Genomic DNA, 22834 nt, shown 5'->3' on the forward strand with positions numbered 1-22834 from the left:
GGCGCGTACCGCGGCCGCGAACCGTGCGGCGGTGCGCCGGGCGGCGGTGAACAGGGCGCGCGACCGGGGCGCGGCGACCGGCCGGGCCCGGCGCTCCGGGATGCCGGGCCGCGTGGGCCTCCGCGTACCCGGGTGCGGGGCGGCGCGCGTGAAGGGGTGCCCGCGTGGCCGCGGTCCGTACGCGGTGACCGGGAACGGAGTGCCGAAGAAGCGTTTGGCCGACGGTGCGGGGAGGGCGGCGCCGGTCAGGGGGCGGCGCGCGAAGCCGGCCTTGGGCTTCCGGTCCGTGAGCCCGCGCGTGAGCCGGTCGCACCCTCCGCGCGCCGCACCCGCCGCAGCGGGCCGGTCAGCCTTGCCGAACAAGCCGATCCGCACGTCCGCACCCCCGTTCTCCCTCTCGGCGTCCCCGGCGCGGCGGCTCGCCGTCACCGGTAGAAAGAAGCTACGCAGAGGGGCCGGTGGCGCGATGGACGGTTGTCCGTCGCACCACCGGAAGGGGTGAACGCTCGTAACTTTTCACCCCGGAGGACGTTTCAACGCGCTATGTGGCGGACAGAGAGGGTCGTCGTGTCTCCTGGGCGGCGGCACGCAGTGCCCGCCGGTCCGCCGCGACCCGCGGATCCAGTACGGGCACGGCCGCCAGCAGCCCCTGGGTGTAGGGGTGCCGCGGGTGGTCGTACACGGTGTCGACCGGCCCCTCCTCCACGATGCGGCCCGCCCGCATCACCGCGACGCGGTCGCTGACCGCCCGTACGACGGCGAGGTCGTGCGCGATGAAGACCAAGGAGAGGCCCAGCTCCCGCCGGAGTTCGCCGAGCAGCGCGATCACCTGCGCCTGGGTGGTCACGTCCAGCGCGGAGACCGGTTCGTCGCAGATCAGCAGCCGGGGCGACGGGGCGAGCGCGCGGGCGATGCCGACCCGTTGCCGCTGGCCGCCGCTGAATTCGTGCGGATAGCGGTGGTACCAGTCCGGGTCCAGCCCGACCCGCTCCAGCAGTTCCCGTGCGCGGCGCCGGATTCCCGCGTCGTCCAGCTCACCGGCGGCGCGCAGCGGGTCGGCCACCGACTCGCCGATGGTGCGCCGCGGGTTGAGCGAGGAGACCGGGTCCTGGAAGACCATCTGCAACTCGCTGCGCAGGGGCCGCAGTTCGCGCTCTCCGAGGCGGCCGATGTCGCGGCCCCGGTAGCGCAGCGTGCCGGCGGTGGGGTCCAGGAGGCGTACCAGCATCCGGCCGACGGTCGTCTTGCCGCTGCCCGATTCGCCGACCAGGCCGACGGTCTCCCCGGCGCGTACGGTCAGCGAGACGTCCTGGACGGCGGTGGTCCGTCTCCCGCGCCGCCCGAACTCCCGGCGCAGGCCGGTGGCTTCGAGCAGCACCTCGCCGGGGGCGGGGCCTGAGACGGGGCGGGACGGGACCGCCGGCGCGGTGCGCGGCGCCGGGGGCGCGGCCGGCGCCCCCGCTCCGCCGCGTACCGCGTCGATCCGTGGCACCGCCGCCAGCAGATCCTTGGTGTAGGGCGCGCGCGGGGCGCCCAGCACCTCGCCGACCGGGCCGTGTTCGACGGCGCGGCCGGCCCGCATCACCAGGACGTCGTCCACGCCGCCGGCCACCACGCCGAGGTCGTGGGTGACCAGGATCAGTCCCATGCCCGTCTCGGCCCGCAGGTCGTGCAGCAGGTCGAGGATCTGGGCCTGGACCGTCACGTCCAGCGCGGTGGTCGGCTCGTCGGCGATCATCAGCCGCGGTGCGCAGGCCAGCGCCATCGCGATCAGTGCGCGCTGCCGCATCCCGCCGCTGAACTCGTGCGGCCGGGCGCGGGCGCGGCGGGCCGCGTCCGCGATGCCGACCCGGTCGAGCGCGGCGACGGCGCGGGCACGGGCGGTGCGCCGCGAGGCGTCCGGCCGGTGCACCCGGTAGACCTCGGCGATCTGGTCGCCGACGGCGTAGTACGGGTCCAGGGAGGACAGCGGGTCCTGGAAGATCATCGCGGCGGTCCCGCCGCGCAGCCCGCGCAGCCGCGGCTCCGGGGCGGTGAGCACGTCCAGGCCGTCGACGCGGACGGTGCCCTCGACCCGCGCGCCGGTGCCCCGGTGCAGGTCCAGCAGGGCAGCGGCGACGGTGGACTTGCCCGAGCCGGACTCCCCCACGATGCCCAGCGCGCGGCCGGGGGCGAGCGTGAAGGAGAGCCCGTCGACGGCCCGTACCCCGGTCTGCGGTGTGCCCGGGGCGTCGCCGGCCGGGAAGGTGACGGTGAGGTCGCGGACCTCGGCCAGTGCGGCGGTCATGTGAGGGCCACCCTTCGGTCGGCGAGTGCGTACAGGACGTCGGCGACGGCGTTGGCGAGGACGACGGCCGCGCCGACGCCGAGCACCGCCGCGACGACGACCGGCAGGTCCACCGTCCGCACCGACTGGACCAGCAGCTGGCCGAGGCCGGGCAGGCCGAAGAGGGTCTCGGTGAGCATCGCGCCGCCGAACATCGTGCCGAGGTCGACGGCGTTGAGCGCGATGACCGGCGGCAGCGCGCCGCGCAGTGCGTGCCGGCCGATGACCGACCGTTCCCGGACGCCGTACGCGCGGAAGGTGCGGATATGGTCCTCGGCCAGTGTCTCCAGGGTCGAGGAGCGGGTCAGCCGGGCGTACTTGGCGGATTCCAGCAGGGCCAGCGTGGTCCAGGGCAGGAGCAGGTTCCAGGCCCACTGTTCGGGGTCCTGGGACAGCGGTACGTAGGTCGGGAACGGCAGCCATTGCAGGGCGGCGCAGAAGATCATCAGCAGCAGCAGTCCGGTGATGAAGACCGGGGTGGCGGTGCCGGCGAGGGTGAGTACGGTCAGCACCCGTTCGGTGATGCCGCCGCGGCGCAGTGCGGAGAGCAGTCCGGTGCCGACGCCGAGCAGCAGCCACAGCACCATCGCGCCGAGCGCGAGGGAGGCGGTGACCGGCAGCCGGGCGGCGAGCAGTTCGGTGACCGGCTGGTCGTTGCGGTACGAGAGCCCGAAGCAGGGTGCCTGGCAGTGCAGTACGCCGGTTCCGGTGGAGTAGTCGCGGCCCGCCACGATGCCCTGGAGGAAGTGCAGGTACTGCGTCGGCAGGGGTTCGCCGAGGTTGAGCTGCTCGCGCACCTGGCGGATCTGTTCGGCGTTGCAGCGCGGTCCGCAGGCGAGGGTGGCGGGGTCGCCGGGGGCGACGTAGAAGAGGAGGTAGACGAGGACGGAGAGCAGGAAGAGGACGATGAGCGCGCCGCCCCCTCTGCGCAGGACGTAGCCGGTCATACGGCGGCCTCCCGGGTCGGCTGTTCCGGTCCGTCGGGCGGCGTCGGCGTGTCCGCCGCTGCCGTCGTGGCCGCCGTCGTGGCGGCCGTGCGCCGCGCGCCCCGGGAGCCGCCGCGGGTGCCGACCCGCAGCCGGGAGCGTTCGCGCGGATCGAGGGCGGTGCGGATCGCGTCCCCCAGCACGGTGAACGCCAGGACGGTCACGAAGAGGCAGCCGGCGGGGAGCAGGACGTACAGGGGGTCGGCCCGGAACCAGGTGGTGGCGGTGGACAGCATCTGGCCCCAGGACGAGGTGGGCGGTGTGACGCCGATGCCCAGGAACGACAGCGACGCCTCGACGACGATGTTGGACGGCACCAGGATCGCCGCGTAGGTGATCACCGGTGCGGCCAGTGCGGGCAGCAGTTCGCGCCGCGCGACCCGCCAGGGCGTGGCGCCGCCCAGCCGGGCCGCCGCCACATGGTCCAGTTTCTTCAGCGACAGCGTCTGGGCCCGCACGATCCGTGCGACGCCGCCCCAGTTGAGCAGTCCGATGACGAGGACCAGCAGCAGCGGGCGGGGGAAGCCGGCCGGTACGACGGCGGTCAGCGCGACGGCGAAGACCAGCATCGGCAGCGCCACCAGGACATCGGTGAGGCGGCTCAGGACGGTGTCGGCGAACCGGCTGCCGAAGCCGGCCGCCAGGCCCACCGTGACCCCGATCAGTACCTGGACGACGGTCGCGCCGAGGGCCACCAGCAGGGAGACCCGGGCCCCGTACAGCAGCCGGGCGAACAGGTCGCGGCCGGTGCCCGGTTCGACGCCCAGCCAGTGGTCGCCGCTGATCCCGCCGTACGGGCCGGCCGGCACGCCGCCGCGCGCCGAGTCGACGAGGTCGTCGTGGTAGGTGGTGGGGTCCTGGCCGGCCAGCGCGGACAGCAGGGGCGCACCGAGGGCCAGCAGGGCGAGCACCACCAGGACGGCGGCGGCCACGACGGCCGATGGGCGGGCCCGCAGCCGCCGCACCACCCCGGATTTCTGATATTCCGTCATCTGCGGTGTGCCCGGCCCTACTTGACCGAGACCTGGGAGATGTCGAGCACACCGTCCCAGTCGCTGATCACGATGTTCTTGACGTCCTTGCCGTAGAGCCGCTTGTAGACGGGGTGGAACAGCGGGACGGAGAGGGCCTGTGCGCCGATCTTCTTGTCCAGCGCGCCCCACCGCCGGGCGGCCGCGTCCAGGTCGGTCAGCTTGTTGATCTCGTCGATCTCCTGGTTGACCGCCTTGTCGTCGAGCTGCGCGTGGTTGAAGTTGTACGCGTCCTTGACGATCTGCCGGCCGTCGTAGACCGGTGCGAGGAACGGGCCGCCGGACGGCCAGTCGGCGCCCCAGCCGGCGATGAAGAGCCCCGGTTCGTCCTTGAGGCTGTGGATCTTGTTCTTGTAGTCGTTGTCCTCCAGGCCCGCCAGCTTGACGGTGATACCGGCCTTCTTGAGCGCCTCCTGGACAGCGGTGGCGACCTCCGGGCTGGTGGCGAAGTTCTTGGCGGTGGAATGGGTGAGGGTGAGGGTCAGCCCGTCCTCGTGGCCCGCCTCCTTCAGCAATTCCTTTGCCTTGTCCGGATTTCCGGTGCGGCCGGCCGGGAAGGGGTCGTCGGGCGTGTAGCCGAAGGATTTCTGGTTCGGCAGGAAGGTGGTGGCGGGCTCGGCGAGGGAGGAACCGCCGGCCGCGTTCACCACGCTCTGCCGGTTGATCGCGTAGGAGATCGCCTGCCGCACCTTCGGATCGTCGAAGGGCTTCACCTTCGGGTTGAAGGCGAGGTAATTGGTGTAGCCGAAGCGGCCGGTGCCGACCCGCTTCTGGAGTTCCTTGTCGCCCACGATCTGGGCGAGTTCGGCGGGTCCGAGGTTGGTGTCGGCGGTGACGGCGGCGGCGTCCGCGCCCGCTCCGGTGGAGAGCCGCTGGTTGATGACGGCCGGGTCTAGGCCGGAGGTCACCTCGATGGTGTCCGGATAGGCGTGCCGCTGCTTGTCCGTGCCCTCCGACCAGTGTTCGTTGCGCGCCAGCAGAATGCGCTCGCCGTCACCGGTGTTCTTGACGACTTTGTAAGGGCCCGAGGAGATGGGGTGTTCCTCGTATTTCGTGCCGGTGTCCTTGTTCCGCGGCACCGGCGCGAACTGCGTCTGTGTCGCCAGCAGCGGGAATTCCCCTTCGGGCTTCTTCAGATGGAAGACGAGGGTTTTCTCGTCCGGCGTCCCGATCGATTTCAGGCCGTCCTTGGACTTGTCCTTGTAGGGCCCCTGGTAGTGCTCGCCGCCGACCAGCCAGTCCCGCAGGTACGGGGCGCCGCCGGAGAGTTCGGCGGCGAAGGACCGCTCGATGCCGTATTTGATGTCGGCGCTGGTGATCGGCGAGCCGTCCTCGAACTTCAGGCCGTCCTTGAGGGTGTATGTCCACACGGTGGCGTTCTCGCTGGGCCGCCCAGTGTCGGTGGCGAGGTCCGGTACGGCCTTGGTGCCGGCCGCGCCGTTCTCGCGGTTGCGGGTGGTCAGCGTGCGGAAGACCAGCGTCGGTACCTTGCCGCCGCCCGAGGTGTACAGGCGCGCGGGGTCGAAGTTGGTCTGCGGTTCGGAGTTCAGGACGGTCAGCGTGCCGCCCTTCTTCGGCGCGTCCCCCGCGCCGCCCTGGGCTCCGCCGTCCTTGGGTCCGCAGGCGACGGCGCCGACGGCCAGCGCGGCGGTCGTGGCGGCCGCGGCGACGCGGCGCGCGGTGGCGGACGGCTGACGGGGGTGGGCGGGCTCGGCCATGGCGGTGTTCGCCTTTCGCAGCGGGGGGCACCCGCAAAAGGCGGCAGGGAGGCGCGACGGTGCGCGAGGCCGCCCCTGCGGACGCGTGGAGAGGTGCCTTACGCGGTGACGCGGGGGAAATGTCCCGGCCCGGGGACGCGATCGGCGCCGTGCCGTGCCACTCGCACGGCCGGGGCGCGTCTTCGGGGAACCGGGGTGGGGCCTCAGCGACAGTCGATGTCGGCCACGGACTGCACGGACACGCCGATCAGCGCCAGCTCGATGGCGGCGTGTGCGGAGACGTGACGGTGCGGCATGCGCAGAACACTGAACGAATATTCGGTCCCTGGCAAAGGTGTCTCGCGATGAGAGACACCTTGTCTCATCTCCGGTGGGTCACCGCTCGGTGGGGTACGGCCAGGAGTTGGGCCGGCAGGTCACGCCGTTCGTCGTCAGGAACTTCGTCTGCTGCATCATCACGGGAGCGAGCGCGCCCTCCTTGGTGCAGCCCTCGTGGTTGTGTCCGAGCCGGTGGCCGACCTCGTGGTTGATCAGCATCTGGCGGTAGGCGTGCAGCTCGTCGCGGCGGTAGGTCGTCGCGCCCTCCGCCCACCGGTACGCGTTGATCATGACGCGCTCGGTCGCCGCGGAATCGCAGGAGACGTTCTCCTCGGACGTGTCGAGCCCCGATTTGGCGCACCACACCGCGGTCGTCCCCGGGCTCGCCAGCGTGATCACGAAGTCGGCGTGGCCGGAGCCCACCCGCTGGAAGGTCCGGCGCCCGCCGTGTGCCCAACTCCGGTCGTCATTGAGGGTTTTGTGCACCGCGTCGGCGAACAGCGCGCCGTCCAGCGGCAGTCCGTCCTCGATGTCGACGCGATAGCGCAGCACCTGCCCGCGGCCGGGCGCCTTGGCGTCGCCGCCGGCCGGTTTGAACGTGCCACGGCCCGTCATGTTCTCGGCCAGCGGGAAGAGTTGGGCCATCTTCTCGTCGTACGTGGCGGGTTCCGCGTCCTTCGTCGGCCGGGCCTGTGACCGGCTGGCCTGGCCGTCGGTCCCGTCCACCCGGCCCTGCCCGCTGCTCGCCTGCGCCGCACCGCCGTCCGCGTGCTGGTCGGCGACCTGTCCGGCGACGACCACCGCTAGCACCGTCGTCACTGCCGCGGCCGCCACACCGGTGAGCGTCCGGCCCTTGGTGCCTTTCCGGCCGCCGGCGTCCGCCCCGGCGAGCAGTCCCGCCGCGTCCGCAGCGTCCGCCGCGTCCGTCACCGGCAGCCCACCGCCCGGCGCGTCGCCGCCACTGCCGCGGTCGGCGCCGGGGTCGGGGTCGCGGTCGTCGGCGAACGCCTCCACGTACTCACGACGCGGCCCCGGCACCCGACCGGACCCGGACCCGGACAGCGGGTCCTCGCCCGCCTCCGCCGTCGGCGAACTCCCGTCCGCCAAGGGCCCGTCGACCCGGTCCGTGAGGGCCCCGGCGGGACTCGGGCCGGCGCCGACTCCGAAGCCTTTCGCGCCCACGGAGCCCGGCACGCCCGGCGTACCGGGCCGGCCGCCGTACCCGCCGCCCGCCGGTTCGGGCGTGCGCGGGCGGGGCACGGCCGGCACGCCGTGCGCCGGCGTCGCCGGGGACGCGCCCCAGCCGCCGCCCGCCTCCCGCTGTTCGGGGTGGCCGCCGCGGACCGCGGTGCGCGGCGGGGGCGCCGTCACCCGCGGCCCGTCCGGCGTACCGTCGCCCGCCGGACCGCCGCGCCGTCGGCGCCCGGACCCGGGGGCGGGCCCCCCGCCGCCCGGCACGCCGTCACCGGGCCCGCCGGAAAGACCGGCCGTCCCGGGAGTCGGTGCTGCGCTCTCCGGCCGGCCTCGGCGGCTATGGCGTCCCACTGGGCCTGTCAGCTCCCGTCCGCGTCAGCGGATTCATCGTCGTCGAGCAGCTCGCGGAAGGCCCGCGCCACCGCCTCCGGATACTCCATCATCGCCACATGCCCCGCCTCCGGCAGCGTCAGCAGCCGCGAACCGCGGAACGCCGCGGCCGCCCGCCGTGCCATCCGGTAGGAGACCAGGCGGTCGCGTCCACCGTAGACGAGAAGGGTCGGCGCCAGCACCCGCTCCGCCTGACGCCACAGTCCGTGCTGTCCGCCGAGCGTGTACGCGTTCACCAGTCCGCGCGCGGAACGCCCGAACGCCTCCCAGGCATAAGGGAGTTCGAGCCGTTGCGCATATTCGTCGACGGCCGCGCCGAGCCCTTCGGGGGTGACCCGGCGGGGGTCGCCGTAGCAGAGCGCCAGCACCTCGCGGGCGCGCCGCTCGGGCGTCCAGTCCCGGGTCAGCCGGCCGAAGAGCCGCATGGCGCCCGGGACCGCGAGCAGCGCCGTCGGCACCGCCGTCAGCTGCGGCGGCAGTTCGGGCAGCGCGGGCGAGATCAGCGTCAGGGTGCGGACGAGGTCCGGGCGCACCGCCGCCACCCGGGTCGCCGCGGCGCCGCCCATCGAGTTGCCGAGCAGGTGCACCGGGCCGCGGCCGGCCGCGTCGAGGTGGCGGATGACCGCGCGGGCCTGCGCGGAGACGGAGTAGTTGCCGTCGTCCGGCGGCGGTGCGGCGCCGAAGCCGGGCAGGTCGAGCGCCTCGCCTGCCACCCGGTCGGCGAGCAGCGGCATCAGGGCGGACCAGTTCTGCGAGGAGCCGCCGAGGCCGTGGACGTACAGCGCGGGCGCGCGGTCCGGCGCTGCGCCGTCCGGTGCGGACGGGGTGCCGGGTGTCCGCACGGCCAGCGTCAGGCCCGGCAGGGTCACGGATCGCACCGTCTCCCCCGCACCCGCCCGGGGGCCGGGGCCGGCTGGCGGCACGGGGAGGGAGGCGGCCCGGGTGTCCGGCGACTCGGTCGAAGACATGACGTCGATGTTACGAGATGATCACGCCGTCGATCATGTGTTCGCCGTCACACACCGTATCGCGCGGCCGCAGCCGTTCTCCTAGGCTCGTAGTCAAGGGCAGCCGCCCCGGCCCCCGCTTCCGGCCGGCCACCCGCCGGCCGGGCCGGAGTGCGAGAGAGAGCGTGCGCGCGCGAGAACGCGAGAAACGCGAGAAAGGGAGCCACCATGCCCGTCGACCCGAGCGACCCGGACACCTTCGGCGAGGACGACGCCAACGACGCGACGGAGTTCGACGTGGAGGCCCCGGAAGCGGACGCCGCGGAACAGCACGCGGACCTCTCTCCGCGTCGTGACGACGCGCTGACCGGCACCGATCCGGACTCCGCGAACGAAGCGGACCGCGCGGAGCAGTCCCGCGTCGTGGAGCTCAACGAAGACGAATACCGATGACCTGGCCCGTTATGTCGGCTTCCCACAGCGATCCCGGGGAGATTTTCTCGCCTGGGACCACGCACAGCCGGGTTACCCAAAAGTACGATGGCGGGCGCGGCGCCCCGTCTTGCGGGCGCCGCGTACGGAACCACTTCTGGGAGGCAGCGTGAGCGCCATCGAGCAGACCGAGGCGGCACGCCCGCGAGGCACACGTCTGCCACGCCGAGCCCGGCGCAACCAGCTTCTGGGCGCCGCCCAGGAAGTGTTCGTCGCGCAGGGTTACCACGCGGCCGCGATGGACGACATCGCCGAGCGGGCGGGCGTCAGCAAGCCGGTGCTCTACCAGCACTTCCCGGGCAAGCTGGAGCTCTACCTCGCGCTGCTGGACCAGCACTGCGAGTCCCTGCTGCACTCGGTGCGCACCGCGCTGGCGTCGACGACCGAGAACAAGCTGCGGGTCGCGGCGACGATGGACGCCTACTTCGCGTACGTCGAGGACCCGGGCGGCGCCTTCCGGCTGGTTTTCGAGTCGGATCTCACCAACGAGCCGGCTGTCCGCGAGCGGGTGGACAAGGTGTCGCTGGAGTGCGCCGAGGCGATCAGCGCGGTGATCGCCGAGGACACCGGCCTGTCGCGGGACGAGTCGATGCTGCTGGCCGTGGGGCTGGGCGGGGTCTCCCAGGTCGTCGCGCGCTACTGGCTCTCCTCGGAGAGCGAGGTACCCCGCGAGACCGCGGTGCAGCTGCTGACCTCACTCGCCTGGAAGGGCATCGCCGGTTTCCCGCTGCACGGCACCGACGCCCACTGACCCGCACCGCCCGTACGGGGCGCCGACGGCGGCGCCGGGCGCACCCGGCGCGGCGTGTGTTCGCTGCTGGCGTTCTCCGCGGCGTCCTGTCCGTCCCCGTACCGGGCTAATGTGTGCTGCGTACGGCGCGGATGGCCGCGCACCCAACTGACCGTCGGAGGGACATAAGCCGTGGAGGTCAAGATCGGCGTGCAGCACGCGCCCCGCGAGATCGTTCTGGAGAGCGCACAGTCTGCTGAAGAGGTCGAGCGCGCGGTGGCTGACGCACTCGGCGGCAAGTCGCAGCTGCTGAGCCTGGTGGACGACCACGGTCGCAAGGTTCTGGTCCCGGCGGACCGGCTGGCCTATGTGGAGATCGGCGAGCAGGCCGTCCGCAAGGTCGGATTCGGCGCGCTCTGAGCGGGTGAGCAGGGGGCGCCGCACACGGCGCCCGCGAAAGCACGACACGGACGGCGGCCCGGAGAGAAGCTCTCTCCGGGCCGCCGTTCGCGCACGTCGGGGCCGTCCGGACCCGTCGCCGCCGTCCGCGTCTTCGCGTCCGCGGCGGGCCTGGCAGGCCATCCATGGTGAGAGGGTTGCTGACGGTGTCCCCTGGGTACGACCGCCTACGACCGGCTCGCTCGTCCGGCCGGCCTTGTGACGCGGGAGGGAACACCATGGTCTGGGAAGCGCTCGGCGCCGTGATCGTCGGATTCGTCATCGCCCTGGCCGCCGTGCGCTGGCTCGCCGACCGCTTCCCCGTGCGCACCCTGACGCTGGCCACCGGCCCGGTCGCCGCGCTCTTCGGGGCGCTGGTGACCCGCTCGATCCTGGGTCCCGCCCACAGCGTCCCGGTCCTGTTCGCCGCCCTGGCCATGGGCGTGGCGCTGCTGTCGGTGCTGATCCGTCCGCCGCACAGCCGGCTGCGCCGGTCCGCGACGGCCTGACGCGCGTCCGGACCGGCCGTACGGGACACCGGGCGGGCCGCCCGGACACCGGAGCGGGCGGGGCGTGACCCCGGGCCGCCGGACGTCCGGCGGCCCGCCGCTCCCGGTCGTTACGCCGCCAGCCCCAGCGCCGCCATCCGCTTGGTGTGCGCCTCGGTGATACGCGAGAACATCCGCCCGACCTCGGCCAGATCGAAGCCGTCGGCCACCCCGCCGACCAGCATCGTGGAGAGCGCGTCGCGGTCCGCGACCACCCGCTGCGCCTGCGAGAGCGCCTCGCCCATCAGCCGGCGCGCCCACAGCGCGAGCCGCCCGCCGACCCGGGGCTCGGCGTCGATCGCCGCGCGGACCTTCTCCACGGCGAAGGTGGCGTGCCCGGTGTCGTCCAGCACCGTCAGCACCAGACCGCGGGTGTCGGAGTCCAGCCGGGCCGCGACCTCGCGGTAGAAGTCACTGGCGATCGAGTCGCCGACATACGCCTTGACCAGGCCCTCCAGCCAGTCCGACGGCGCGGTCTGGCGGTGGAACTCGTCCAGCGCGGCGGCGAACGGCTCCATCGCCTCGTTCGGCTCCGCCTCGATCTGCGCGAGCCGGTCCCGCAGCCGCTCGAAGTGGTGGAATTCGGCCGAGGCCATCTTGGCCAGTTCGGCCTTGTCGTCCATCGTCGGCGCGAGCTTGGCGTCCTCCGCCAGGCGCTCGAAGGCGGACAGCTCGCCGTACGCGAGCGCGCCGAGCAGATCGATCACGGCGGCCCGGTACTGCGGATCGACGGATGCCCGCGCCCAGTCCTGGGCGGCGATCCCGGTGTGTTCTTGCACGTCAGCAGCGGCGTTGTCAGGCGTCTCCATGACCGGCACAATAGCCCGCCCGGCGGCCGGGGGAAGGCCGCGGCCACCGCCCCCGCCGCCCCGGCGCGAACGGCTCCCGGGCGCCGCACTCCGGCGGTGCACCGCACCGCGGCGGATCCCCGCCCCGTCTGCCGCACGTCCCGCTCGCTCATACAAGCCTTCGGGTGCCGCGGCGCATCCGGGGTACAGTGGTATGGACCCGCCGAGTATCGGTGGGTCGATCCACGAATGCGGATGCCCGGTCGGTGGCCCGATCGGCTCCTCAAACCGACCGCCCTCCCCCGCGGCGCGTACGAGACGTACGCACAGCAGGAGGGACACCGCTCGCGGCAGGAGTGCCTGAGCGATGGCAGTGGTCCCGCGCCATCCGGCCCGTATCGGGCCGGTTCCTGTACGAACCCGTACGACGGTGCGGTACGACCCCCTTCGCCGCCTCATGCCGCGTCTCACAGAAGAGGCAAGATTCTGTCTACGTTCCGAGAGCTCGGGATTTTCCCCGAGACCGCCGAGGCCCTTGAGGCCGTCGGCATCACGTCCCCCTTTCCCATCCAGGAGATGACCCTCCCCGTCGCGCTGTCCGGCAGTGACGTCATCGGCCAGGCCAAGACCGGCACCGGCAAGACCCTGGGCTTCGGCCTGCCGCTCCTGGAGCGCGTCACGGTCCCCGCGGACGTCGAGGCGGGCCGCGCGAAGCCCGCACAGCTGACCGAGGCGCCGCAGGCCCTCGTGGTCGTGCCGACCCGTGAGCTGTGCCAGCAGGTCACCAACGACCTGCTCACCGCGGGCAAGGTCCGCAACGTCCGGGTGCTCGCCATCTACGGCGGCCGCGCGTACGAACCGCAGGTCGAGGCGCTCAAGAAGGGCGTCGACGTCGTCGTCGGCACCCCCGGCCGGCTGCTGGACCTGGCAGGCCAGAAGAAGCTCAACCTCTCCGAGGTCAAGAGCCTGGTCCTGGACGAGGCCGACGAGATGCTCGACCTGGGCTTCCTGCCCGACGTCGAGCGGATCATCCAGCTGCTGCCCGCCAAGCGGCAGACGATGCTGTTCTCCGCGACCATGCCCGGCCAGGTCATCTCGCTGGCCCGCCGCTACATGTCGCAGCCCACGCACATCCGCGCCGCCGCGCCGGACGACGTCGGCCAGACCGTCGCCAACACCACCCAGCACATCTTCCGCGCGCACTCCATGGACAAGCCGGAGCTGGTCGCCCGCCTCCTCCAGGCCGAGGGCCGCGGTCTCGCGATGGTCTTCTGCCGGACGAAGCGGACCGCCGCCGACATCGCCGACCAGCTCGCCCAGCGCGGGTTCGCGTCCGGCGCGGTCCACGGTGACCTCGGCCAGGGCGCCCGCGAGCAGGCGCTGCGAGCCTTCCGCAACGGCAAGGTCGACGTGCTGGTCTGCACCGATGTCGCCGCCCGCGGTATCGACGTCGAGGGCGTGACGCACGTCATCAACTACCAGTCGCCCGAGGACGAGAAGACCTACCTGCACCGCATCGGCCGGACGGGCCGCGCGGGCGCCAAGGGCACCGCCGTCACGCTCGTCGACTGGGACGACATCCCGCGCTGGAAGCTGATCAACAAGGCGCTGGACCTGCCGTTCGACGAGCCGGAGGAGACGTACTCCACCTCCCCGCACCTCTACGAGCTGCTCAACATCCCGGCGGGCACCAAGGGCATACTGCCGCGTGCCGAGCGCACCCGGGCCGGACTGGCCGCCGAAGAGGTCGAGGACCTCGGCGAGACCGGCGGCCGGGGACGCGGTCCGCGCAAGGCCGCGGCCGTGGTGGCGGAGCGCCCCGAGCGCACCCGTACGCCGCGGCAGCGCCGGCGCACCCGTGGCGGTACGCCGCTGACGGACGCCGAGGCGACGGCCACCGACGCGAAGACCGCCGAGCCGAAGGCCGCCGGTGCGCCGGACACCGCCGAGGGCACCGACGGACCGCGCCAGCCGCGGCGCCGGCGGCGTACCCGTGGCGCGGCCCAGGGTGGTGCGGCCCCGGCCGCGGCGCCCGAGGCGGTGGAAGCCGTGGAGACGGTGACCGACGCGGCTGCGGTCGCGGTCGCGCCGGCCGCCGAGGACGCGGCAGCACCCGCCGCCAAGCCGCGCCGGCGCCGTACCCGTACCGCCCGGTCCGAGACCGTCGCCGAGGCCGCCGCTGACGCGGTCGGCACGGCCGAGGGCACCGCCGTCGCCGCCGAGGCCGCGGCCGTCACGGAGCCGGCCGAGGCGCCCGCCAAGCCGCGCCGGCGCACCCGGAGCACGGCGAAGGCCACCGCGGAGGGCGCGGCGGCGGAGGCCGTCGAGTCCGCCGTACCGGCCGACGAGGCGCCCGCCAAGCCGAAGCGCACCCGCAAGACCGCCGCCACCAAGGCCGCCGCGGAGACCGCGGTGGACACCGTCGAGGGCACCGAGGCGGCTGCCGTCGAGGCTCCCGTCAAGCCGAAGCGGACCCGCAAGACCGCCGCTGCCAAGGCCGCCGTGGAGGCCGTGGAGACGGCCGAGGGCGCCGAGGCGGCGCCGGCCAAGCCGAAGCGCACCCGCAAGGCCGCCGCGAAGCCGGTGGCGGACGCGGCCGCCGCCGAGGACGCCCCGGTCAAGCCCAAGCGGACCCGTAAGGCCGCCGCTGCCAAGCCGGCCGCGGCGGAGGCGGCGGTCCCGGAGGCCGCCGCCGAGGCCAAGCCGGTCCGGCGCCGCAGCCGCGCCAAGGCCGCCACGGCCGAGGTGACGCCCGAGAGCTGACCCCTGGTGGTTCAAGCACGGCCCGGCCCCCGCATCGTGCGGGGGCCGGGCCGTTTGCCGTGGGGCCGGTGGGGGCGGGCCGATCATGGCGGCAACCAGCACCGATAGCCTCGGTCCATGAGCAGGCCGCCCACTCTCACGCTGCCCCCGTGCGCCCGCGCGTACTCCCTCACCACCGAGCGCGGTGCGTTTGCCGTGCACGATGCCCGGCCCGTCGGTGTGCCGGTCGGCACCGCCCTGCTGGTGCCCGGCTTCACCGGGAGCAAGGAGGACTTCATCGCCCTTCTCGCACCGCTCGCCGCGGCCGGGTTCCGGGCGGTCGCGGTGGACGGGCGCGGACAGCACGACTCCCCCGGGCCGCGCGACGAATCGGCGTACGCCCAGGGCGAGTTGGCCCGCGATGTACTGGCCCAGGCCGCGGCGCTGACGGCGTCCGGCGGCGGGCCGGTACATCTCCTGGGGCATTCGCTGGGCGGTCTGGTCACCCGGGCCGCCGTGCTGCTCGACCCGGCGCCGTTCCGTTCCCTGACCGTGCTCAGTTCCGGGCCGGCCGCCATCGACGCGGCCCAGCGGGCCCGGGTACGGACGCTGATCGAGGCGCTCGGCAGACTGGACATGGAGTCGGTCTGGCGGGTGATGCGCGCACTGGATCCGCCGGAGGCGGCGGACGGGGCGACGCCGCCGGAGATCGGCGCGTTCCTGCACCGAAGGTGGCTGAACACCGTCCCCGAGCAGCTGATCGCGACCGGGCGGCAGATGACCGAGGAACCCGACCGGATCGCGGAACTGGCGGCCGTACCGCTGCCCAAGCATGTCGTCTCCGGGGCCGTCGACTACGCCTGGCCGGTGCCGCTGATGGACGCGATGGCCGAGCGGCTGGCCGCACGGCGCACGGTCATCGCGGACGCCGCGCACTCCCCCAACACCGAACGCCCTAAGGAGACCGCCGCGGCGCTGAGCGGCTTCTGGCGCGGCCTGCGGTAGGCGGGCGGGGGGATCCGGGCCGGTCCGGGGCGGGGCACCTGGGCCGAGTGGCCCCGTGGCGGCGGCTCCGCCAGGACAGTTCGGCCCCGCTCGGTGAGTATCGACAGGGGGCCGGGCCCGGCCCCGGCCCGGCCCGCTTCCCGGTGACGCGCAAAGGATTCAGGACCATGACGGAGAACCCGCAGCAGGCGGCGGACGGCATCGCCCTCACCCGCACCCTCGACGCACGCCGTGACCTGGTGTTCCAGGCGTGGACGACACCCTCGCACTTCGGCCACTGGTTCGGCGGGGAGCTGGATGTGCCCGTCGACCGGATGACGATGGACGTCCGGCCGGGCGGCGTCTGGAGCCTGGTGATGCGGACGCCGGACGGCGGCGAGATGCCGTTCTCCGGCGTCTACCGCGAGGTCGCCGCGCCCGAGCGGCTGGTGCTCACGCTCAAGGACGACACCGCGCCGGGCGAGGTGGCGGGCGAGACGGTACGGGTCACCTTCACCGATCTCGGGGGCCGTACGGAGATGGCCTTCCACCAGGGTGGCGGCAATCTCACCGCGGAGCAGTACCAGCAGGCGAAGGCGGGCTGGGAGAGTTTCTTCGACCGGCTCGCGGAGCTGCTCGCCAGGGCCTGATACCGCCGGGGTCCGGACCGGCCCTGTGGCGGTCCGGCCGCCGGGCCCGGACGGTCGGGCGACGGTTCGGCCGCCGGGGCCCGCGCCGCGTTCCGTCTCCGGTCCGCATGTGCGGGCGGTGCCTGAGGGCTGTCCCGTCCTACCTGGTGGATCAGCGCGCGGCGTCGGATGCGGTGCATCGCACGGCGGAGGAGCGTCCGCATACCGGGTGTATGTGGACGTTCCGACAACGCGGCGAGGTGCCGTAGCTGTCGTCGCGCGCCCGCCAGGTAGGACGGGACAGCCCTTAGTACTGCCCCTGTACGCGCTCCCAGAAGCCGTCCCGCAACGCCCGGCGCAGGTCCGCGCGGCCGCGCAGCGAGTGGCGCAGCAGCGCCTCCGCGGCGGTCAGCAGTTCCTGGTCGACGGTGCCGGGCAGATACGGGTGGCCGGGCAGCAGCTCGGCGACCCAGCCGCGGCCGCGCTCGGCCAGCCACTGGGCGGCGACCCGCGCGCCCACGAAGCGCACCTCCTCGCGGGAGGGCGCCGGGCCCTCGGCCGCCGCCGGGTCGCCGAACTCGGCGCCGGCCCGCCGGGAGACGTACGGCTTGCAGAAGTCCAGGTCGAAGGTGCGCTGGCTGTCGACCTCCCACAGCAGCGGCTCGGCCTGGTTGCGCCCGCCCGCGGCCTCGATGCCCCACAGGTGCACCCGCGCGCCGTACCCCTGGGCCGCCTCCACCGCGGAGACCAGGTCCTCGTCACCGCCGATGAGTACCGCGTCGCTGATCGCGCGGTGCCGGGCCAGCGACTCCAGGTCCGTGCGGATCAGGGAGTCGACGCCCTTCTGCTGGTTGTTGGCGTTCAGATTGCCGAGTCTGACCTTGACGTCCGGCAGCTCGGCGATCCGCTGCTGTTCCTGGGTGTGGATGCGGCGGCGCGCGCCGTCGTACCAGTAGACGCGGAGCAGCCGGCTGTCCGGGAAGATCGTTCGCGCCTTGTCGATGAAGGCTTCGATGATGCCCTCGGCGTCCAGGTCGAACGCCTTGCGGTCCTCCGTGCCGGTGACCAGGCGGCCCGCCGCGGCGTACACATAGCCGGCGTCCACGAAGGCCGCGTGGGTGGACGGGGTGGTGGCGACCTCCGCGAGCACTCGGGTGAGCAGCTCGTTGGTGCGCTCGATGCCGGCGACCAGCGCGGCGAGATCTGTGGGGCCCGTGGGCTCGACGTCGTTCATACCGGCTCCATTGTCCGGGCGGTGGCTCCGCGGGGACAACCGCGCCCGCCGCCCGCCGCCCGCCACGGCAAATATTTAGGCCATCAAAACTTTTCCTTAGCGTAGGGAATGATTGCACGGAGCATCTCGTTGTACCCCTTGGGAACGCCCGGCAGCGCGGCCGGGCCCGCCCCCGCCAAAGAGTTCTCCGCAGGAGGATCAGACGAAGGGAGAAGCCTTATGCGCTTCGAGATCATGCGCCTGGACGACGCCGACGGCACCGCCGTGGACAGCACCGTCGTGGACGCCGCCTCCGTCAACCGGATCGTGCAGCAGGCCGCAGCCGTCGGCCAGCGCATCTACATCCGCCCCGCCGACACCGCCGCCCGTTAACACCCACACCGCCGCCCGACGAGCCGCCAGGCCATGAGGAGAAGTGCCCCCGTACGAACACGTCGTACGGGGGCACTTCGCGGTTCCGGGCCGGGTCAGGACCCCTGGATCACCTGCGTGACACCGTTGATGATCTGCTGTACCGCCAGCGCGGAGAGCAGCATGCCCGCCAGCCGCGTCACCAGCACCACCCCGCCGTCCTTGATCACGCGGATGATCAGCAGCGAGAACCGCATCACCAGGTAGAGCACCACATGGATCGCGACGATCGCCGACCAGACCGACAGCTGCGCGGTGAAGCCGTGCGCGTGCTGCACCGCCAGGATCACCGACACGATCGCGCCCGGACCGGCCAGCAGGGGCATGCCGAGCGGCACCAGCGCCACGTTGACGTCCTTGGTCTGGGTGGGCTCCTCGGACTTCCCCGTCAGCAGGTCCAGCGCGATCAGCAGGAGCAGCAGACCGCCCGCGATCATCAGCGCCGGTGTCGTGATGTGCAGCCGCCCCAGGATCTGGGTGCCGAAGACGCCGAAGACGGCGATGACGCAGAAGGCGACGACCGCCGCCTGCCAGGCCATCCGGCGTTGCACCTTGGCCGGGCGGCCCGAGGTCAGGGCCAGGAAGATCGGGGTGATCCCGGGGGGATCCATGATCACAAATAGCGTGACAAAGAGGGTACTGAAGACAGCGACGTCAAACACGGTGATGGCCTTGCGCGAGGTGGTACGAGGGACACGAGAGACCCGGGGTCTCAAGCTGGACGGGTACCGCGGACGGCGTCCCGTAGGGGAAGGAAGTCAGCAGGGAAAAGGGCCGGAGGGAAGGAAGAGGGGGAGGGCGCGCGGTGTACGGGGCGGGGTCAGCGCGCGGGGCGGCAGTCGCACCGGACGGCGGAGGTGATCCGGTCGCGCGGGGCGACGGTCCGCGGCACGCCGCTCATCGCCGGCCGCCCGGAGGCCCGTCGGCGCGCGGCAGGGCCGCCGCGGCGGCCCGCCGGAGCCCGGTGCGGGGTCAGCCGCCCGCGCCGGGCACGGGGAAGGCGCCGGTCGCGCGGCGCACGATCTCGCCGTAGATCTCGGGGTCGGTGGTGTACTCGCCGAGCCGGCAGGTCTTGCGGCTGCCGTGGTAGTCGCTGGAGCCGGTGGGCAGCAGCCCGAGGTCGCCGGCCAGCCCGCGCAGCCGGGCGCGGGTCGGTCCGTCGTGGTCCATGTGGTCGACCTCGATGCCGTCGAGGCCGGCCGCGGCCAGTTCGGCGATCGCGCTCTCCGGTACGACGCTGCCGCGCTTGACGGCCAGCGGATGCGCGAAGACGGTGACCCCGCCCGCGGCCTTGACCAGCCGGATCGCGTCGAAGGGGTCGAGTTCGTGCTTGCCCACGTAGGCCCGGCCGTCGTTGGCGAGCCACTGCGGGGTGAAGGCGTCGGAGACGGACGGTACGACGCCCAGTTCGACGAGGGCGCTGGCGACATGCGGCCGTCCGACGGCGCCGTCCCCGGCGATCCGCGCCACCTGCTCCCAGGTGACCGGCACCCCGAGGTCGCGCAGCTTGCCGACCATGGCGCGGGCCCGCGGCACCCGGTCGTCCCGGACGAGCTCCCGCTCGCGGGCGAACTCCGGCTCCCGGGGGTCGAAGAGGTAGGCGAGCAGATGCAGGCTCACCCCCTCGATCCGGCAGGAGAGTTCGGCGCCGGTGACCAGCGTCAGCCCGGCGGGCAGCGCGGCACGCGCCTCGGCATGGCCGCCGACGGTGTCGTGGTCGGTCAGCGCGACGACGTCGAGACCGCAGGCCGCGGCGTTGCGTACCAGTTCGGCGGGGGTGTCCGTACCGTCGGACGCGGTGGAGTGGGTGTGCAGATCGATGCGCACGACGCGGACTCCAGACTGCTGCGGGACGGACGGGGAACGGGCGCACGGGGCACCTGAGGGGACTCCAGCAGGATACCGGCCGCCGCACCCGCCCCGGCCGGACGGCCGACCCGGGCAGCCGCCCGCGGGGGTGCTGTCTAGTTCAGGATGCGCGGCGAGAGTGCCCCGCACGGCAGCAGGTCCACCTCGGCGCCCGCCTCACGCAGGTCGGTGAGGACCAGTTCGTCGTACATCAGCAGCCCCGACTCCTCCGGCCAGGCGATCGCCCACAGCCACAGCCCGCGCGCCTCGCCCGCGAAGACCGCGCGGTCCGCGGGGGCGCCCTCGACATGCCACATCGGGGTCGGGCGGCCGGCGGCCAGCACCTTGGCGTGCGGCGGCTTGTCCATGCGCAGGCAGGAGCCGGGGTCGGGGCCGTCGATACCGGCGTAGCGGGCGCCGAGTCCGACGCCCAGTTCCTCGGCGATCAGCAGGAGTTCACCGGGACCGCCGAGCGGTCCGGGGCCCGAACAGGCCACCGCGGTCGCCCGGCCGCCGCTGCGGTCGTCGCCCGCGCAGGCCACACCCGTGAACAGCCAGCCGACCGGCAGCGGCCAGGGCATCCACACGGGGACCTGGGCGCGGTGCACGACGACACCGAGCGCCTCGACGCTCGGTGGGACGACCGGCTGGAGCGGGTGCACGGTGCCGTGCACGGCGCACTGCCAGGAGTCGGAGAAGAGACCGGGCGCCCGCACCCGGCCACCGCACTTCGGGCAACTGGGTTCGCCCCTCATAACGTCCCACGGTCCTCCTGGGCCGCCGCCGCGTCAAGGACGATCACCCGTCCGGTGTGCCCGGAATCACGCCCCAGCGGCGGCCCGTGGGGCGGCTCCCGCACCCCCCGGAGGTAGTTGTAGCTTGCATTCTTTAGATCGCCTAACTTATTGTGTGTAAACGACAACGATTCGCGGAGGTCAGGGACCCGCCGCGACCGGGGAATACGGAGAGGGGATGCGCGGCATGCGGAGCAGCGGCCACGGCGACGGCGCCGAAGACGATCCATTCGAGGGGGGCGGGGCATCGATCCTGCGCCAGCCGAAGGCCGTATGGGCCACGGCCGGCGCCTCGGTCGTGGCCTTCATGGGCATCGGCCTCGTCGACCCGATCCTCCCCTCGATCGCCAAGGGCCTGCACGCCTCGAACAGTCAGGTCTCCCTCCTCTTCACCTCCTACTTCCTGATCACCGCCGTCGCGATGCTGGTCACCGGCTTCGTCTCCAGCCGCATCGGCAGCCGCAAGACCCTGCTGGCCGGTCTGGCACTCGTGGTGGTGTTCGCGGCGCTCTCCGGTATGTCGGGGTCCGTCGGGCAGCTGGTCGGCTTCCGGGCCGGCTGGGGACTGGGCAACGCGCTCTTCGTCTCCACCTCGCTCGCCGTGATCGTGGGCGCGGCCAGTCCCGGCGGGCCCACGCGCGGCGGTGCGGCCGGGGGCAGGAGCCGGGCGGGCGGCAGCGCGGTGGCGATCCTGCTCTACGAGTCCGCGCTCGGCCTGGGCATGGCCTGCGGACCGCTGCTCGGCGCGGTCCTCGGCGACATGAAGTGGCGCTACCCGTTCTTCGGCACCGCCGTCCTGATGGCCGTCGGCTTCCTCGCCATCACGGCCTTCCTCAAGGAGCAGCCGAAGCCGGCCCGTAAGACCTCGCTGCTGGATCCGGTCAAGGCGCTCGGCCACGGCGGACTGGCCTCCGCCGCCGCCTCCGCGTTCTTCTACAACTACGCGTTCTTCACGGTGCTGGCCTTCACCCCGTTCGTGCTGAACATGTCGCCGTACCGGTCGGGCGGTGTCTTCTTCGCCTGGGGTGTGCTGCTCGCGGTGTTCTCGGTGATCGTCGCGCCCCGGCTACAGCACCGCTTCGGGTCGCTGAAGGTCCTGGGCGGCTCGCTGGTACTGCTCGCCGTCGACCTGGTCGTCCTCGGCTACGGCAACCACGCCACCGCCATCGTCTGCACGATCGTCTCCGGCGCCCTCATCGGCCTGAACAACACCGTCTACACGGAGCTGGCACTGGGCGTCTCGGACGCGCCGCGGCCGGTGGCCAGCGCGGGCTACAACTTCGTGCGGTGGTTCGCCGCGGCGGCCGCGCCGTTCCTCGCGCCGAAGATCGAGGAGTGGACCGATATCCACATCCCGTTCGTGGTCGCGGCCGTCGCGGCGGTGATCGGCGCCGTCATCGTCGCCGTCCGCCGCCGGGCGCTGACCCTGGAGGCCGAGGAACTGGCACCGCGGCACGCCACGGAGGACGGCGTCACGGTCTTCGCCAACTGAACACCCGGCGCCCGCCCGGCCGTCGCGTCCCGCCCGCTCCCGCGGCGGGCGGGCGGCCGGGCGGTCACGACGGTCGCCGGGGCCCCCGCCGCGCCCTGACGTTCAGTCGTCGAGCGGCACGCCCTTGCGCAGCGGATCGCGCAGGTCCGTTCCATTGCGCAGCCACCGCTCCTCCAGCGCCTCGGCGCCGTGCACCCGTTTCCAGGCGGCCTCGTTGGGCGTCATCGGCAGCAGCGGCAGGAAACGGACCGGCTCCAGCGGCTCGTCGAGCGCCAGATCCTCGACGAGACCGCCGGGCGCGGCGACCAGCACCGAGGTGAAGGCCGCCCCCGGCCAGAGCGGTTCGCCCACGTCCAGCGACGCCCCCGGTGCCACGACCACTCCCTCGACCTGCGGGGACGCGGCGAGCACGGCGAGCGGCCGGAGCACCTTGCCGGTGTCGACGCGGCCGCCCCGTACGGACAGCACCAGTTCGGCGCGCGGGCCGCGCAGCGGATCCGCCAGGACGGCGGTGGGGTCGGCCATGGGGTGGGCGGACATCCCGAGCGTGGCGTAACGGATGACCTCGTCGTCCACGAAGCGGAGCACCTCGATACGGTCGGTCCCGAGGAACGTGACGGCGGCGCGCGCGTCCGGTTCGCCCAGGGTCGTACGCAACCGGGCTTCGACCAGCTCAAGAACGTCAGACATGCCGCGAGCATAGGGCGCGTATCGAACGGGCAAAGCGGCGCCTCAGCGCTCCGGACGGCTGATAGCCTTGCCGTCTGGTAAGGGAGTGACGTCGTCCCCCAGCG

At 73.2% G+C, this 22834-nt stretch carries 22 protein-coding genes; 9 read left to right on the forward strand and 13 right to left on the reverse strand.

Annotation, left to right across the window (positions count from 1 at the left end; all coding sequences use genetic code 11):
* Positions 1 to 541: 541 nt before the first annotated feature.
* The 7 genes from ACLJWH_RS09350 to ACLJWH_RS09380 all read right to left on the reverse strand — a co-directional run bounded on the left by ACLJWH_RS09350 (position 542) and on the right by ACLJWH_RS09380 (position 8931).
* Positions 542 to 2287 carry a dipeptide ABC transporter ATP-binding protein gene (locus ACLJWH_RS09350; RefSeq protein ID WP_411141124.1) on the reverse strand — a complete coding sequence of 582 codons (1746 nt, stop codon included), beginning with the start codon at positions 2285 to 2287 and terminating at the stop codon, positions 542 to 544.
* Positions 2284 to 3273, reverse strand: a complete 990-nt coding sequence (locus ACLJWH_RS09355; RefSeq protein WP_411141125.1) for an ABC transporter permease — start codon at positions 3271 to 3273, stop codon at positions 2284 to 2286. The genes ACLJWH_RS09350 and ACLJWH_RS09355 overlap by 4 nt, the downstream gene beginning before the upstream one ends.
* Positions 3270 to 4304, reverse strand: coding sequence for an ABC transporter permease (locus tag ACLJWH_RS09360; protein WP_411141126.1), 1035 nt, complete (start codon positions 4302 to 4304; stop codon positions 3270 to 3272). The genes ACLJWH_RS09355 and ACLJWH_RS09360 overlap by 4 nt, the downstream gene beginning before the upstream one ends.
* A gap of 17 nt (positions 4305 to 4321) precedes the next feature.
* A complete protein-coding gene (locus ACLJWH_RS09365; RefSeq protein ID WP_411141127.1) occupies positions 4322 to 6061 on the reverse strand; it encodes an ABC transporter substrate-binding protein in 1740 nt (579 codons plus the stop codon).
* Between the two features lie 203 nt (positions 6062 to 6264).
* Positions 6265 to 6357: an Ms4533A family Cys-rich leader peptide gene (locus ACLJWH_RS09370; protein ID WP_318279621.1), complete on the reverse strand. Its 93-nt coding sequence runs from the start codon at positions 6355 to 6357 to the stop codon at positions 6265 to 6267.
* A 79-nt stretch (positions 6358 to 6436) separates the two neighbouring features.
* The gene (locus ACLJWH_RS09375; RefSeq protein WP_411141128.1) at positions 6437 to 7750 is read right to left on the reverse strand and encodes a DUF3152 domain-containing protein; all 1314 of its coding nucleotides are present in this window, start codon (positions 7748 to 7750) and stop codon (positions 6437 to 6439) included.
* A 182-nt stretch (positions 7751 to 7932) separates the two neighbouring features.
* A complete protein-coding gene (locus ACLJWH_RS09380) occupies positions 7933 to 8931 on the reverse strand; it encodes an alpha/beta fold hydrolase (protein WP_411141129.1) in 999 nt (332 codons plus the stop codon).
* Between the two features lie 207 nt (positions 8932 to 9138).
* On the opposite strand from ACLJWH_RS09380, the gene ACLJWH_RS09385 reads away from it, so the two are divergent.
* From ACLJWH_RS09385 to ACLJWH_RS09400, 4 genes are all read left to right on the forward strand, one after another.
* The gene (locus ACLJWH_RS09385) at positions 9139 to 9363 is read left to right on the forward strand and encodes a hypothetical protein (RefSeq protein ID WP_411141130.1); all 225 of its coding nucleotides are present in this window, start codon (positions 9139 to 9141) and stop codon (positions 9361 to 9363) included.
* A gap of 148 nt (positions 9364 to 9511) precedes the next feature.
* The gene (locus ACLJWH_RS09390; RefSeq protein ID WP_052861186.1) at positions 9512 to 10153 is read left to right on the forward strand and encodes a TetR/AcrR family transcriptional regulator; all 642 of its coding nucleotides are present in this window, start codon (positions 9512 to 9514) and stop codon (positions 10151 to 10153) included.
* A 171-nt stretch (positions 10154 to 10324) separates the two neighbouring features.
* Complete coding sequence (locus ACLJWH_RS09395; protein ID WP_052861187.1) at positions 10325 to 10552, forward strand: DUF3107 domain-containing protein; 228 nt, start codon at positions 10325 to 10327, stop codon at positions 10550 to 10552.
* A gap of 257 nt (positions 10553 to 10809) precedes the next feature.
* Positions 10810 to 11079 carry a hypothetical protein gene (locus ACLJWH_RS09400; RefSeq protein WP_411141131.1) on the forward strand — a complete coding sequence of 90 codons (270 nt, stop codon included), beginning with the start codon at positions 10810 to 10812 and terminating at the stop codon, positions 11077 to 11079.
* Between the two features lie 110 nt (positions 11080 to 11189).
* Here the strand turns inward: ACLJWH_RS09400 and ACLJWH_RS09405 are convergent, their stop codons facing one another.
* Positions 11190 to 11927, reverse strand: coding sequence for a ferritin-like fold-containing protein (locus ACLJWH_RS09405; protein ID WP_411141132.1), 738 nt, complete (start codon positions 11925 to 11927; stop codon positions 11190 to 11192).
* 555 nt (positions 11928 to 12482) lie between these two features.
* Between ACLJWH_RS09405 and ACLJWH_RS09410 the strand changes: the two genes are divergently transcribed.
* The 3 genes from ACLJWH_RS09410 to ACLJWH_RS09420 all read left to right on the forward strand — a co-directional run bounded on the left by ACLJWH_RS09410 (position 12483) and on the right by ACLJWH_RS09420 (position 16282).
* Complete coding sequence (locus ACLJWH_RS09410) at positions 12483 to 14669, forward strand: DEAD/DEAH box helicase (RefSeq protein ID WP_411141133.1); 2187 nt, start codon at positions 12483 to 12485, stop codon at positions 14667 to 14669.
* Between the two features lie 117 nt (positions 14670 to 14786).
* Positions 14787 to 15653: an alpha/beta fold hydrolase gene (locus ACLJWH_RS09415; RefSeq protein ID WP_411141134.1), complete on the forward strand. Its 867-nt coding sequence runs from the start codon at positions 14787 to 14789 to the stop codon at positions 15651 to 15653.
* 167 nt (positions 15654 to 15820) lie between these two features.
* Positions 15821 to 16282 (forward strand): SRPBCC family protein, encoded by a 462-nt coding sequence (locus ACLJWH_RS09420; protein ID WP_411141135.1) that lies wholly within the window; start codon positions 15821 to 15823, stop codon positions 16280 to 16282.
* Between the two features lie 286 nt (positions 16283 to 16568).
* Here ACLJWH_RS09420 and ACLJWH_RS09425 read toward each other — a convergent pair whose 3' ends face one another.
* The gene (locus ACLJWH_RS09425) at positions 16569 to 17495 is read right to left on the reverse strand and encodes an NYN domain-containing protein (protein ID WP_411141136.1); all 927 of its coding nucleotides are present in this window, start codon (positions 17493 to 17495) and stop codon (positions 16569 to 16571) included.
* A 219-nt stretch (positions 17496 to 17714) separates the two neighbouring features.
* Here ACLJWH_RS09425 and ACLJWH_RS09430 point away from each other — a divergent pair, with 219 nt between their 5' ends.
* The gene (locus ACLJWH_RS09430) at positions 17715 to 17867 is read left to right on the forward strand and encodes a hypothetical protein (RefSeq protein WP_094791680.1); all 153 of its coding nucleotides are present in this window, start codon (positions 17715 to 17717) and stop codon (positions 17865 to 17867) included.
* A gap of 95 nt (positions 17868 to 17962) precedes the next feature.
* Here ACLJWH_RS09430 and ACLJWH_RS09435 read toward each other — a convergent pair whose 3' ends face one another.
* The 3 genes from ACLJWH_RS09435 to ACLJWH_RS09445 form a co-directional block, all read right to left on the reverse strand.
* Complete coding sequence (locus ACLJWH_RS09435; protein ID WP_411141137.1) at positions 17963 to 18568, reverse strand: MarC family protein; 606 nt, start codon at positions 18566 to 18568, stop codon at positions 17963 to 17965.
* Between the two features lie 310 nt (positions 18569 to 18878).
* On the reverse strand, positions 18879 to 19733 hold the full coding sequence (locus tag ACLJWH_RS09440; RefSeq protein ID WP_411141138.1) for a PHP domain-containing protein: 855 nt from the start codon (positions 19731 to 19733) through the stop codon (positions 18879 to 18881).
* 137 nt (positions 19734 to 19870) lie between these two features.
* Entirely contained in the window at positions 19871 to 20509 is a 639-nt protein-coding gene (locus ACLJWH_RS09445; protein WP_052861196.1) for a DUF6758 family protein, read from the reverse strand.
* 226 nt (positions 20510 to 20735) lie between these two features.
* On the opposite strand from ACLJWH_RS09445, the gene ACLJWH_RS09450 reads away from it, so the two are divergent.
* Positions 20736 to 22040, forward strand: coding sequence for an MFS transporter (locus ACLJWH_RS09450; RefSeq protein WP_411141365.1), 1305 nt, complete (start codon positions 20736 to 20738; stop codon positions 22038 to 22040).
* A gap of 102 nt (positions 22041 to 22142) precedes the next feature.
* Here ACLJWH_RS09450 and ACLJWH_RS09455 read toward each other — a convergent pair whose 3' ends face one another.
* Positions 22143 to 22730 (reverse strand): suppressor of fused domain protein, encoded by a 588-nt coding sequence (locus ACLJWH_RS09455; protein WP_411141139.1) that lies wholly within the window; start codon positions 22728 to 22730, stop codon positions 22143 to 22145.
* Positions 22731 to 22834: the final 104 nt, after the last annotated feature.

Source organism: Streptomyces sp. x-80 (assembly GCF_046549095.1).
In the GTDB taxonomy this organism is placed as follows: domain Bacteria; phylum Actinomycetota; class Actinomycetes; order Streptomycetales; family Streptomycetaceae; genus Streptomyces; species Streptomyces celluloflavus.